10 protein-coding genes are annotated in these 12,960 nt (G+C 70.1%); 3 read left to right on the forward strand and 7 right to left on the reverse strand.

Features of this window, described 5'->3' with window-relative positions; genetic code table 11:
• The first annotated feature begins 1 nt into the window (after window position 1).
• On the forward strand, window positions 2-529 hold the full coding sequence (locus tag ACF1CT_RS17615; RefSeq protein ID WP_391784744.1) for an excalibur calcium-binding domain-containing protein: 528 nt from the start codon (window positions 2-4) through the stop codon (window positions 527-529).
• Between the two features lie 90 nt (window positions 530-619).
• Here the strand turns inward: ACF1CT_RS17615 and ACF1CT_RS17620 are convergent, their stop codons facing one another.
• Genes ACF1CT_RS17620 through ACF1CT_RS17630 form a run of 3 tightly spaced genes read right to left on the reverse strand, consistent with a single transcriptional unit; the run spans window position 620 to window position 3,801 of the window.
• Window positions 620-1,537, reverse strand: a complete 918-nt coding sequence (locus tag ACF1CT_RS17620; RefSeq protein ID WP_391784745.1) for a carbohydrate ABC transporter permease — start codon at window positions 1,535-1,537, stop codon at window positions 620-622.
• Window positions 1,534-2,451, reverse strand: coding sequence for a carbohydrate ABC transporter permease (locus ACF1CT_RS17625; RefSeq protein ID WP_391784746.1), 918 nt, complete (start codon window positions 2,449-2,451; stop codon window positions 1,534-1,536). The genes ACF1CT_RS17620 and ACF1CT_RS17625 overlap by 4 nt, the downstream gene beginning before the upstream one ends.
• Window positions 2,452-2,511: 60 nt before the next feature.
• The gene (locus tag ACF1CT_RS17630) at window positions 2,512-3,801 is read right to left on the reverse strand and encodes an ABC transporter substrate-binding protein (RefSeq protein WP_391784763.1); all 1,290 of its coding nucleotides are present in this window, start codon (window positions 3,799-3,801) and stop codon (window positions 2,512-2,514) included.
• A gap of 265 nt (window positions 3,802-4,066) precedes the next feature.
• Between ACF1CT_RS17630 and ACF1CT_RS17635 the strand changes: the two genes are divergently transcribed.
• Window positions 4,067-6,097: an NPCBM/NEW2 domain-containing protein gene (locus ACF1CT_RS17635; protein ID WP_391784747.1), complete on the forward strand. Its 2,031-nt coding sequence runs from the start codon at window positions 4,067-4,069 to the stop codon at window positions 6,095-6,097.
• Between the two features lie 19 nt (window positions 6,098-6,116).
• Here the strand turns inward: ACF1CT_RS17635 and ACF1CT_RS17640 are convergent, their stop codons facing one another.
• Entirely contained in the window at window positions 6,117-7,046 is a 930-nt protein-coding gene (locus ACF1CT_RS17640) for an ROK family protein (RefSeq protein ID WP_391784748.1), read from the reverse strand.
• Between the two features lie 160 nt (window positions 7,047-7,206).
• On the opposite strand from ACF1CT_RS17640, the gene ACF1CT_RS17645 reads away from it, so the two are divergent.
• A complete protein-coding gene (locus tag ACF1CT_RS17645; RefSeq protein WP_391784749.1) occupies window positions 7,207-8,253 on the forward strand; it encodes a LacI family DNA-binding transcriptional regulator in 1,047 nt (348 codons plus the stop codon).
• A 12-nt stretch (window positions 8,254-8,265) separates the two neighbouring features.
• Here the strand turns inward: ACF1CT_RS17645 and ACF1CT_RS17650 are convergent, their stop codons facing one another.
• The 3 genes from ACF1CT_RS17650 to ACF1CT_RS17660 all read right to left on the reverse strand — a co-directional run.
• Entirely contained in the window at window positions 8,266-10,956 is a 2,691-nt protein-coding gene (locus ACF1CT_RS17650; RefSeq protein WP_391784750.1) for an NACHT domain-containing protein, read from the reverse strand.
• A 167-nt stretch (window positions 10,957-11,123) separates the two neighbouring features.
• On the reverse strand, window positions 11,124-12,422 hold the full coding sequence (locus ACF1CT_RS17655; protein ID WP_391784751.1) for a DUF6986 family protein: 1,299 nt from the start codon (window positions 12,420-12,422) through the stop codon (window positions 11,124-11,126).
• 178 nt (window positions 12,423-12,600) lie between these two features.
• The coding region (locus ACF1CT_RS17660) for an electron transfer flavoprotein subunit alpha/FixB family protein (protein ID WP_391784752.1) at window positions 12,601-12,960 on the reverse strand (360 nt) is incomplete at its 5' end.

A 12,960-nucleotide genomic window follows, 5' to 3' on the forward strand; every position in this document is an offset into this window, starting at 1 on the left:
GATGTCTCAGAATCACCAGCCGCCCTGGGGCCAGCCGCCCCAGCCGTCCGGCAACAGCCCGTACACGATCCCGGCCTCCCCGGCCGCACGCCCGAAATGGACGCGCAAGCGCGTCCTGATTCCTGCCGCCGTCGTCCTGTTCCTCACCGGAGTGGGAATCGGCGGGTCGGCGGAGCCCGCGCAGGCGGGGAAGCCGACGGACGCGAAGGCCGCACCGTCGGCGACCGTGACCGCCACGATGACGCCCGCGCCCGCGCCCGCCGTCACCGAGACGGTCACGGCGAGCCCGGAACCGGCGCCCACCGTCACGGTGACGAAGACCGTCAAGGTGACCGTCGCGCCCCGGGACGAGAACGACGGCACGTCCGGCGGCTCGGGGTCCGCGGGGAGCGGGGGCGGCGGAGGCGGATCCGTCCACTACGCCAATTGCGCCGCCGCACGCGCGGCCGGTGCGGCGCCCGTCCACGTCGGGGAGCCGGGCTACGGCCGCCACCTCGACCGGGACGGCGACGGCGTCGGCTGCGAGTAGCCGCCCCGCGGAGCGCCGCGCCGCTCGGTGGTGACCGGTCGGTGGTGTGCGGCACGCCGCACACCACCTCGCCGCGGCGCCCCTGCCGCCCTATCCCTTGCCTGCCCCCAGGGTGAGCCCGGCGATGAAGTGGCGCTGGAGCAGCAGGAAGACCACCAGGGTCGGCAGGGCGACGATCACCGATCCGGCGGCGAGCAGGTTGTAGTCCGTGAAGAACTGGCCCCGCAGGTTGTTGAGCGCCGAGGTGATGGGCAGCTTGTCGCCGTCGGAGACGAAGACCAGGGCCCACAGGAAGTCGTTGTACATCCAGGTGAACTGGAGCGTGCCGAGCGCGGCCAGGGCGGGCCGGCACAGGGGCAGGGTGATCCGCCGGTAGCGGGTCCAGACGCCCGCGCCGTCGACGACCGCGGCTTCCAGGATCTCGCGCGGAAGAGTACGCATGAAGTGGGCGAGGACGAAGACGCAGAACCCGATCTGGAACCCGATCTGGACGACGACGACGGCCCAGTACGAGTCGAACATCGTCATCGAGTCGGACATCCAGTAGGGCAACGGGATGCGGTTGAACAGGACGTACAGGGGCGTGACGATCACCTGTTGAGGCAGCAGGTTCCCGGCCGTGAAGAGCATGAGCAGGACGATGCCGCCGCGCAGTTCGAGGCGGGCCAGCGCGAAGGCGACGAACGAGGCGAGGAAGAGGGTGACGAGCACTCCGGGCACCGCGATGAGCAGGGTGTTGACGAAGTACTTCGTCATGCCGGAGTCGGAGAACGCCTGCCGGTAGTGGTCCAGGGAGAGGTGGCGCGGCAGCGAGAAGTAGCCGTGCGCCGAGGTCTCCTCGTAGGGGCGCAGCGAGGCGTACACCGCGAGCAGCAGCGGGGCGAGGAAGGCGAGGGAGACCGCCATGAGGAAGACGTGGACGCCGACCCCGCCGGCGCGGCGCCGCGCCCGGGCGGAACGGGCCGCCGGGCGGGCGGAGGCCGGGGAGGGGTTGGCTCGTACGGTCATCGGTTCTTCTCCCCTCGGAGCTCCTGGACCAGATACGTCACGACGAATCCCAGGGAGACGGTCAGCAGGACGACTGCGATGGCGGACCCGAACCCGATCCGGGCGGCCTCGCCGATGATGTTGTCGGTGACGAGCACCGAGAGCAGTTCGAGTCCGTTGCGGCCGTGGTTGACGGCGTACACGATGTCGAAGGCGCGCAGGGACTCGATGACGGTGATGACGCCGACGACGACGTTGACCGGTCGCAGGGTGGGCAGGACGATGCGGAAGAAGGTCTGGGCCTCGCCCGCCCCGTCGATCGCGGCGGCCTCCTTCAGTGAGGGGTCGACGGCCTTGAGCCCGGCGAGGTAGAGGATCATCACGTAACCGGTGTGCCGCCAGGCGGCGGCGAGCAGGACCACCCAGATGTTGAGGTCCGGATCGCCGAGCCAGTCCGTGGGCGACGCCGTGTCCCCCAGTATCGCGTTGAGCGCGCCCTGGTCGCGGGAGAAGATCAGTTGGGTGATGAAGCCCACCACGGCGAGGGACAGCACGACGGGCATGTACAGGGTCGACTGGTAGAAGCGGCTGAAGCGCACGCCCCGGTCGACGAGTACCGCGAGCAGCAGTCCGAACGGCGCCGCGACCAGGCCGAGGAAGGCGAGCCAGAGCAGGTTGTGCCGGGCGGCGGGCCAGAACGGCGGGTACGCGGTGAAGAGGTTCTCGTAGTTGCGCGTCCCGGCCCACCGGATGTCGCCGACGCCGTCCCAACTCGTGAAGGAGAGCGCGACGGAGGCGAGCGTCGGGCCCCACACGATGGTGACGTCGAGCAGGACGGGCAGGCCGAGCAGCGCACCGAGCACGAGGAGGTCGCGACGGGTGAACCGCCGCCGCACGCCCCGTCGTCCGGTGCGCCGTGCCGGGATGAGGGACACGGTCGGTACTCCAGGTTCGATCGGCTTCCCGGGATGGATCGGGCGGTGGACGCTCGTGCGTCAATCGGCCGCGAAGATGGTCTTCTTCTGCCGTTCGATGTCGTTGACCAGGCCGTCCACGTCGCCGGGGTCGCTGATGAACTTCTGGATCGCGGGGATCATGACCGTGGAGGAGAAGTCGGGCCGGGTGTCGCGGTCGAGGAACTGGGAGATCTGCTTGGCTCCGGAGACGAGTTCCACCGCCTTCTTCTGGAGTGGTGAGTACGCGGAGGTGTCCGCCCGGTCGCTGACCGCGATGTTGTTCGGGTCGCTCTTCAGGTAGATGTCCTCGGCCTTCCCGGTGGCGAGCCACCCGAGCAGGTCCTTGGCGCTCTGCAGGGTCTTCTCGTTCTTGAGGTTCTTCGACTTCTTCGCCAGCAGGAACCCGTCGATGGGCGCCTCGACGGCGTCCTGGCCGTGCTGCGGATCGATGACGGGGAACGGGAAGAAGTCGAGGTCGCCCCGTTCCTCCTCGGAGAACTGCGCGCCGGGGTGCGGGAGGCCGAAGACGGCCATGCCGGCCTCCTTCTTCTGGAGGCTGGTGGCGGCCTCCTGCCAGGTGCGGCCGTTGGCACCCGGCTGGCAGTACGGCAGGAGCCTGCGCCAGGTGTCGAACACCTCCCTGACCCGCTTGTCGGTCCAGGCGATCTCGCCCGCCATCAGGCTCCGGTGGAACGCGTAGCCGTTGGTCCGCATGTCGATGTAGTCGAAGGTGCCCATGGCGGGCCAGCCGTCCTTGTCGCAGAAGGCGATCGGCGTCAGCTTGTCCTTCTTCATCTGCCGCGCGAGGGCGACGTACTCGTCGAGTGTTCCCGGCGCCCGGTAGCCGCGGTCGGCGAAGAGGCTCTTCCGGTGGAAGACGGCCCACGGATAGTAGTAGTAGGGGGTGAGGTACTGCTTGCCGTCCGCTCCGGTCGACTGGTCCTTGAGCGCGGCCGAGAAACCCTCGTAGTGCAGCCAGTTGTCGCTGATGTCGTGCAGCAGGCCCTTCTCGGCGAAGAACTGCATCCGGTTGCCCGCGAACCACATGAAGACGTCGTCGGGCCTGCCCTGCAGATACCGGTTGATGTTCTCCTGGAAGGTGTTGTGGTCGACGGTGTTGACCTTCACCTTCCGGCCGCCCGACTGTGCCTCGTACGCCTCGAAGGCATGCGCGAAAGCCTTCTTCGGAACCGGGTCGGAGGAATTCGATCCCATGGTGATCGTCTTTCCGTCGCCCCCGGAACCGCTCCCGCAGGCGGCGAGCACCGATGGCAGGGTCACCGCTCCCGCTCCGGCGACGGCACCCCGTAACACATTGCGGCGCGAGATCCGATGTCCTGCGACGCTGCCCGGCACTTGCGACCTACCGCCAGCAGAATGTGCCATGCCCGACTCCTCTGGACGTAACCCAACACAATCGCACGTGCGAGGGGATCTCACTCTCAACTATTGGGCCAGTCAAGGGTTTTGACGAGATGACAGACAATCGCACCGCTCCCTCTTCCAACAGACTTCAACGCGCTCTAACGTAACCGAACGATTTGGCATGCCCATGATGTCATCCGATCATGCGTGAATCCGGAGGAACGTAACGGTGCGTCATCTCGCAACCCGTACCACCCGAACCAGCCATCACCGAATCATCGGAGCGCTGCTCGCAGGGCTGCTTCTCGCCGCCGGAACGGCCGCTCCCGCCGTCGCCGCCCCGCTGCCACCACCGCCGGTCCAGCAGGCCGGGGACGGTCTTGCGCTCACCCCGCCGATGGGGTTCAACAACTGGAACTCCACCCATTGCCGGGCCGAGTTCGACGAGGCGATGGTGAAGGGCATCGCCGACATCATCGTCGAGAAGGGGCTCAGGGACGCCGGCTACGAATACGTCAATCTCGACGACTGCTGGGCGAAGCCGCAACGCGACGCCGACGGAAGACTGGAGGCCGACCCCCGCCGCTTCCCGAACGGCATCAAGGCCGTCGCGGACTACGTGCACGACAAGGGCCTGAAGATCGGGATCTACACCAGCGCGGGCACCAGGACCTGCGACAGCGTGGGACTTCCGGGCGCGCTCGGCCACGAGTACAGCGACGCGCGCCAGTTCGCGGACTGGGGTATCGACTACCTCAAGTACGACAACTGCAACAACCAGGGCGTGGACGCGAGACAGCGCTATACGACGATGCGGGACGCGCTGGCCGCGACCGGCAGGCCGATCGTCTACAGCATCTGCGAATGGGGCGAGAACAAGCCATGGGAGTGGGCCGGTGAACTGGGCAACCTCTGGCGCACCACCGGCGACATCGACGACACCTGGGCGAGCATGCTGTCGATCATGAAGCGGAACCTTCCCCTCGCCGCCGCCGCGGGCCCCGGACACTGGAACGATCCGGACATGCTGGAGGTCGGCAACGGCGGCATGACGGACACGGAGTACCGCACTCACTTCTCCATGTGGTCCGTGATGGCGGCGCCGCTGCTCATCGGCTCCGACCTGCGCACGGCGGACCCGGCCACCCTTGAGATCCTCACCAACCGCGAAGTCGTCGCGGTCGACCAGGACCCGCTGGGCAAGCAGGGAACCGTGCTGTCCTCCGACGACGGACGCTGGGTCGTCGCCAAGGAGATGCGGGACGGCAGTCGCGTCGTCGCCCTGTTCAACGAGACCGGCGGCGCACAGCGCGTCTCGACCACGGCCGGGGCCGCGGGACTGCCGAGGGCCGCCGCGTACACGATGCGCGACCTGTGGGAGCACCGGACGTACAACACGGCGGGCGCCGTCTCGGCGACCGTCCCCGCGCACGGGACCGTGCTGCTGCGCGTCGCCGTCGACCCCGAGTGGGCCGCGCACCCGCCCGCCGTCGAACTCGGCCTGGAGGGGAACCTGTTGGCCGAGGCCGGACGTACCGTCGCGTTGACCACGACGGTGACGGACCTCGGCCGCACCCCCGCCGCGCGGGTGTCCGCGGCGCTGACCGGGCCGTCGGGCTGGCGGGTCGGGGCGGTGACCCCGAACGGCACACCGGCCCTGCCGACCGGCTCCGCCCTGACCACGCACTGGCGGGTGACAGCTCCCCCGGGCACCCCCGCCGGGGCGTACGGCCTGACGTTCACCGCCCGGTACCGCACACCGGCCGGGAGACACGTACGGTCGGCGGTCCCGTTCCGGGTCCAGGTGGTCGTCGCGCCGCCGACGGGCGTCAGCCTTCTGAGCGATCTGCCGCAGCTCTCGGCCACCAACGGCTGGGGACCCGTGGAACGGGACACCAGCAACGGCGAGAGCGCGGCGGGGGACGGGAATCCGCTCACCATCGGCGGGACGGTCTTCGCCAAGGGGCTCGGGGTGCACGCCGACAGCGCCGTCGAGTTCTACACCGGCGGCGCGTGCCGCACCGTGACGGCGCGGGTCGGGCTCGACGACGAGGAAGGGGCCGGGGGGACGGTCGCCTTCGAGGTCCTTGCCGACGGGACGAGGGTCGCGTCGACCGGGGTGCTGACCAATGCGATGCCCGCGCGGGCGCTGACCGCGGAGGTGAGCGGCGCGCAGGTGGTACGCCTGACGGTCACCGACGGCGGGGACGGAATCGACTCCGACCACGCGGACTGGGCGGACCTGCGGATCGCCTGCTGACGGGCGCACGGGACACCGCTCACCCCCTCCGGACCGCCGCGGCCGCCGCACCCACCAGCCCCGCGTCGGTACCCATGACCGCCGGGGCGACCGTCAGCCGTCGCACGAAGGACAGCGTGGCGTATCGGTGCAGGGCGTGGCGCAGGGGGGCGAAGAGAACGTCCCCGGCTCCGGCCACTCCCCCGCCGACCACCGCGATGTCGATCTCGACGAGTGAGGCGGTGGCGGCGATTCCGGCCGCCAGTGCCTGAGCCGCCCGCTCGAACGAGGCGAGGGCGACCCGGTCCCCGGCACGCGCGGCGGCGGCGACGGCGGCGGCCGAGGCGTCGCCGTCCGGTCCGGGCCGCCAGCCGTTGTCCCGTGCCCGGCGGGCGATGTTCGGCCCGCTGGCGATGCGCTCGACACAGCCGTACGATCCGCACGGGCACGGATCGCCGTCCAGCTCGACGCTGACATGACCGATGTGCCCGGCGTTGCCCGTGGGGCCGGGGTGAAGTCTTCCACCGAGGACGAGCCCCCCGCCGACACCCGTCGACACCACCATGCACAGGGCGTTGTCGTAGCCGCGGGCCGCGCCCAGCCAGTGCTCCGCCGCCGTCATCGCGACCCCGTCGCCGACCAGTTCGACGGGCAGTCCGCCGACGATCTTGCCCACGCGCTCCACCAGGGGAAAGTCGCGCCAGCCGGGGACGTTGACCGGGCTCACCGTTCCCGTCGAGGCGTCCACCGGGCCCGCACTGCCGATTCCGACAGCCGTCGCCCGCCCCCACAACGGCGACCCGGACACCTCGGCCAGGACCTCCGCGACCGCCCGCATGACCGTTTCGGCGTCCTCCCGCGCGGGCGTGGGCCGCTGCGCCCGTACGAGGATCGCGCCGCTGCCGTCCACCAGCGCGGCGGCGATCTTGGTGCCGCCGATGTCCAGCGCGGCGACGAGGTCGGAATGCATCGGTGCGGCTCCGTGTGCTCGGGGACCTGGTGGGTTCGGTGAAACAGTCCGACCAGTCTCCATTCAGCTGACAACGTTGTCCAGGCCCTATGCTCGACGGCACAGCCTCCGGTCCCGCCCACGACACCGCTCGTGGACCCGACCGGACCACCCGCAAGCGATGACAGGACAGCGCACCGTGGCCGAGACCGCCCGTCCCTCCGAGCCCCGTTACGGCAACCGGCCGACCATGAAGGACGTGGCCGCCCGCGCCGGAGTCGGCCTCAAGACGGTCTCCCGCGTGGTGAACGGCGAGCCGGGCGTGACGCCGGACACCGAACGCCGGGTCCAGGAGGCCATCGAGGCGCTCGGCTTCCGGCGCAACGACAGTGCGCGCGTGCTGCGCAAGGGGCGCACCGCCTCCATCGGTCTCGTCCTGGAGGATCTCGCCGACCCGTTCTACGGACCGTTGAGCCGTGCGGTGGAGGAGGTGGCCCGGGCGCACGGCGCGCTCCTGATCAACGGATCGAGCGCGGAGGACCCGGAGCGCGAGCAGGAGTTGGCGCTCGCCCTGTGCGCGCGCCGGGTGGACGGTCTGATCGTGATCCCGGCCGGCGACGACCACCGCTATCTGGAACCGGAGATCAAGGCCGGCATCGCCACCGTCTTCGTCGACCGGCCGGCCGGCCGCATCGACGCGGACATGGTTCTCTCCGACAGCTTCGGCGGCGCCCGGGAGGGCGTCGCCCATCTCATCGCGCACGGCCACCGCCGGATCGGCTTCGTCGGCGACCAACCGCGCATCCACACCGCCACCGAGCGGCTGCGCGGCTACCACGCGGCCATGGCGGAAGCCGGGACGACGGTCCACGATTCCTGGGTCTCGCTCGGATCCACCGACCCCGGCCGGGTCCGGGCCGCCGTGGAACGGATGCTGTCCGGCCCCGAACCGGTCACCGCGCTGTTCGCGGGCAACAACCGGGTGACGGTGACGGCGGTCCGGGTCCTCGCTGAGCGGGAACGACGCATCGCGCTGGTCGGCTTCGACGACATCGAACTTGCCGATCTGCTCGGCATCACCGTCATCGCACAGGACGCCGCCGCGGTCGGCCGCACCGCCGCCGAGCACCTCTTCCGCCGGCTGGACGGCGCGGATCACCCCCCGGCGCGGGTGGAACTGCCCACCACGCTCGTGCCGCGCGGCTCGGGCGAACTGCCGCCCGCCTGAGCGGGGGAGCGTTCAGGCGCCGCCGAGCCGTTCGTACAGGATCCCCATCGAGGGCGGCAGTTCGTCGGCGCCGATGACATCGGTGCCCTCCGGCACCCGGATCGTGCGCAGCGAGAGCACCTGGGCGAGACCGCCCACCTCGATGTGCGGCTGCACGGGCTCGATGGTGAGCGAGCGCAGGTTGGGGAAGTTGTGCAACCAGTTCCAGGTCCCCGCCATGCCGCCGTCCACCCAGAGGTGGGTGAGGCGACCGCTCCTGCGACTCGATTCGACGAATTCGGCGGTGGTGAACTCCCCCGAGACCTTGATGCGCGAGCGGCCCCCGAAGGCGTGGAGCGCCCGGAGCTCCCTCGGATTGGTCACCGGGAAGTAGAGGGTGTCGTCACTGATGTGCGCGATCACTTCGGTGCCGTAGAGGTCGGTGTCGAACCGGCTCCAGGCCCGTACGAGTTCCGCGCGCACACGCGGATCCCGGTGCCCCCGGTACCGGGCGAGCACGGCGATCGCCGCGTCGGTCGCGATGCGGGCGGCGGCCAGTACGGTGAAGTACGCCTCGTCCGCGGTCGGGTGGGCCCCGGGTCCGTCGCAGTCGGGTGCCGTCGCCTCGTCGGCGGAAGTCTCCTGCGGTCCGGGCAGCAGGTCCAGCACGACCGGCCCCACCTCGGTGAGCGCGCGGGCCTGATCGGCCGAGCGCGGCGGGATCAGGGCCGCGGCCCGCCGCTGCACCTGCGCGCCGACCGCCGGGTCGAGTTCGGTCGCGTGCTCCAGACAGGCGGCCGCGAGCAGGTGCAGCCTCTTCATGCCGTGCCGTGAGACGTCGTCCCTGCTGATGAGACCGGTGAGCAACCGGGTGCGCTCCGCGGGACGGGCGTGGGCGACGGCCATCCTGATGACGTCCTCCCACTGGTCCAGGTGGGCGTTGGCGATGAGGAAGTCGAAGTCCAGCCCCTCCACCGCGGCCTTCGCCCCGAGGTAGTCCTGGAAGGTCCGGTGGATGAAGTCCATCGAATCCGGGCTCGGTTCACGGAGCAGTCCGCTGCGGATCAGGAGGTAGCGGTACACCTCCTCCGCCGTTCCCTGTTCGGCGACCTTCGGCATCATCGGCAGGGCCTGCTCCAGAAGCTCGACGGCGTCGGTGCGGTCCATCTCGGAGCGGCCGTTGCGGATCATCCAGTAGGCGAGCCGCTGGATCAGCTGGATGTGGTGGGCCTCGCCGATGTACATCGAGCCGGACGTGTAGACCCCGCGTTCCCGGTCGCGCCGGAACAGCAGCATGGAGAGCGCCGCGTCGTAGATCTCCTTGCGCCCTTCGGGGAGGTAGCCGCGCCGGGCCTGATGCAGGGCGCAGATCAGCCCGCACATGAGCGGGTTGGTGGCCAGTCTGCCCAGGTCCCGTTTGGAACGGATCGCCCGCAGGAGTTCGTTGGCGTACTGGTCGCTGATGCCCGCCGCCCGGTGCCACCGGTCCACGAAATCGGCGATGTTGTCCCTGCTCATCGGCGCGAGGTCCAGCTCGGTGAACTCCTCGTCCATCAGCCAGCGTTCCTGCACCGCGGACGGCCTGGAGGTCACCAGCCACCGATTGGCCGGATACACGCCGATGAGTTCCCGGAGCCAGCGGCGTACGTCGCCGCGGTCGTCCTCGGGGATCTCGTCGATGCCGTCGATGAGCATGAGCCCACGGCCCGCCCGGAGCACCCGGTCGAACCATCCGGGCGGCTGCAGGCTCGCGATCGGGCAGTTCACCGCGGAGAGGAATTCGTGTGGTGCGGGCAGTGCGGCACCGCCCCGTGTCAGGGTGCGCAGCGGAAGCACGAACGGCACGAGTCCGTGGAGGTACAGAAGGTGCTCGTCCAATTCCTTCTGCGTGGCGGAGAGCGCCAGCCATTGCACCAGTGTGGTCTTCCCCGAACCTGCCACGCCGCGCAGGAGCACACGGTCGCGGCCCGCCAGGACGTGGTCGGCGGAGAGCAGCGCGGGAGCCGCTGTGGTGGCGTCACCGGCGGCGTCCAGGCTCAGATAGGCGGCGTCGAGCCGCCAGGACTCCGGTGCCCCGGACAGATCGAGGCCGAAAATGCTCAGTTTGCCGTGCTTCGCCGCGATGTATCCGGCGTAACGGTCCTCGAACGGCCCGTCGGCCGGGGACGGTGCACGGGCGATCAACGCATCGATCTTCCGCGTCAGTTCCTCGATGGAACGGCTCTGCTCGACCAGGGTGCGCGGTACGAAGGTCGACCGCTGGGTGAAGAAGTTCAGGATGTGCAGGCACGCCGTGTCCATCACGCTCGCGTGCAGGGCGACCGCGTCGCTGGAGAGGCCGAGCGTGGCCGTCCTGCTCCCGGACCTCAGGTGCCGGGAGAGCCCCAGGTGGCCCAGCTTCACCGCCTGGGCGTCCTCCATGTCGAGGGTTCCCATGACCCGCAGGGAATCGGCGACCGCGTTGGCGACGGCGCGTTTCTCGAATGCGGGCAGGACGTCCTCGACGCCGGTCGACTGCGCGGCGCGCCGGATCAGTTCCTCCGCGATCGTGTGGAGGTCCTTGTCCGAGAGCGTGCGCTTCTCGCCACGGAAGGAGACGAGCGCGGACACCCGGATGGGTTCGTCGACCAGGCCTGCCCCGGGGCCTTCGGACAGGAAGAGCTTCTTGATCAGCGGAGTCACGATGCTCGACGCGAGACGTGCTCCGATGACGGCCGGTTCCATCTGGTCTCCGAGAGGTGCGTACGGCACCACCGGCCGTCGTCGGCCCAGCGTAGGACAACGCCTGGTGACACATCCCTCGTTTCGGTCAACGACCCCTCTTTCCAGCGAGGTTCACCGGAAAGGGGCGCATACGCCTGCCGTCCGCCCGCACCCGGGCCGACGACCCGTCAGACGCGTCCCGTGGTGAGTCCCGCCCGGCGCGGCGACGCGAAGGCGTCGAGGTCCGCGCGTGTCAGCCCGGTCAGCCGGGCGACCTCGGCGGTGTCCAGCGCACCGCAGTCGATGCCGCGCAGCAGGTATCCGCTGAGCGCCTTGGCGGTGGCGGGTTCGTCCATGACGTCGCCGTCCGCCTCGGCGACGTACGCGGCGAGCCGTCCGGCCGCCCGGTCCAGGCCCTCGCGATAGAAGGTGTACACCGCCGCGTACCGGGTCGGCAGATGGCCCGGATGCATGTCCCAGCCCTGGTAGTAGGCACGTGCCAGGGCACGGCGGGTGAGTCGGTGGTGGAGCCGCCACGCCTCGTGGACCTGGTGGGTGGGGCCGACCGGGAGGACGTTGGTGGAGCCGTCGCAGACCCGTACGCCGGTCCCCGCAGCGGCGACCTGCATGACCGCCTTGGCGTGGTCGGCGGCCGGGTGGTCACTTGCCTGGTGGGCGGCACTGACCCCGACGCAGGCGCTGTAGTCGAACGTGCCGTAGTGAAGGCCGGTGGCCCGGCCCTGCGCGGCGTCGATCATGCGGGCGACGGCGGCGGTGCCGTCTGCGGCGAGGATGGACTGGCTCGTCTCGATCTGGATCTCGAAGCCGAGCCGGCCGACGGGCAGTTCGTGTGCCCGCTCGAACGCTTCGAGGAGCCGTACGAAGGCGGTGACCTGCTCGGGGTAGGTCACCTTCGGAAGGGTGAGCACCAGTCCGTCGGGAAGACCGCCCGCCCGCATCAGACCGGTGAGGAAGATGTCCGCGGTGCGGATGGCGCGGTCGCGGACGGCTGCCTCCATGCACTTCATGCGGATGCCCATGTACGGGGCGGCCGTGCCGTTCGCGTACGCCTGAGAGATCAGCCGGGCGGCTCCGGCGGCCGCCTCGTCCTCCTCGGTGTCGGGGCGGGTGCCGTACCCGTCCTCGAAGTCGATGCGCAGGTCCTCGACGGGTTCGCGTTCCAGTTTGGCGCGCACCCGGTCGTGGACCGGTGCGGCGAGTTCGTCGGGGATGCCGAGGACGGCGGCGAACGACGCCGCGTCGGGGGCGTGCTCGTCCAGGGCGTCCAGTGCCCGCTCGCCCCAGGAGCGGATGGTGTCCGCGGTGAACGTGTCGCCCGGGACGTAGACGGTGTGGACCGGTTGGCGCGTGCCCGGGTCGCCCGGGTACCGGCGGGCGAGTTCGGCGTCGACGGCGGCGAGGGAGGCGTCGATCTCCGCACGGACCGTCTCGGCGAGGCTCGTCGCCACCTGCTCCTGCTGACCCATGTCCACATCCTCCACAACCAGATGGTTTCCGTCTTCCGGAATCATTGATCCGCATGGTGAAGTTATAAGGCTGTCGATCCCGCGTCAATGGTGATCGCGAACGGTCCGGGGCCGTGTGGTGGGTGTGTGCCACGTGGTCCCGGACCGTGGGGAGGAGAGCGAGGGGATGGGGTGGGGTTCAGCCCTTGCGTGCCTTGATTTCCTCGGTGAGCTGGGGAACGACCTGGAACAGGTCGCCGACGACGCCGTAGTCGACGAGGTCGAAGATGGGGGCCTCGGCGTCCTTGTTGACCGCGACGATCGTCTTGGACGTCTGCATGCCGGCCCGGTGCTGGATCGCTCCGGAGATGCCCGACGCGATGTACAGCTGGGGCGATACCGACTTCCCCGTCTGTCCGACCTGGCTGGAATGCGGGTACCAGCCCGCGTCGACCGCTGCGCGGGAGGCGCCCACCGCCGCGCCGAGCGCGTCCGCCAGTGCCTCGATCACCGCGAAGTTCTCCGCGCCGTTGACCCCGCGCCCGCCCGACACCACGAT

This window comes from Streptomyces sp. NPDC014734 (assembly GCF_043083325.1).
Classification (GTDB): Bacteria; Actinomycetota; Actinomycetes; order Streptomycetales; family Streptomycetaceae; genus Streptomyces.

Bases quoted from the DNA above. Each gene is read 5' to 3' on its own strand.
- ACF1CT_RS17615 (WP_391784744.1), top strand. From the start codon at position 2: ATGTCTCAGAATCACCAGCCGCCCTGGGGCCAGCCGCCCCAGCCGTCC.
- ACF1CT_RS17620 (WP_391784745.1), bottom strand. From the start codon at position 1,537: ATGACCGTACGAGCCAACCCCTCCCCGGCCTCCGCCCGCCCGGCGGCC.
- ACF1CT_RS17640 (WP_391784748.1), bottom strand. From the start codon at position 7,046: ATGCATTCCGACCTCGTCGCCGCGCTGGACATCGGCGGCACCAAGATC.
- ACF1CT_RS17645 (WP_391784749.1), top strand. From the start codon at position 7,207: ATGACAGGACAGCGCACCGTGGCCGAGACCGCCCGTCCCTCCGAGCCC.
- ACF1CT_RS17650 (WP_391784750.1), bottom strand. From the start codon at position 10,956: ATGGAACCGGCCGTCATCGGAGCACGTCTCGCGTCGAGCATCGTGACT.
- ACF1CT_RS17655 (WP_391784751.1), bottom strand. From the start codon at position 12,422: ATGGGTCAGCAGGAGCAGGTGGCGACGAGCCTCGCCGAGACGGTCCGT.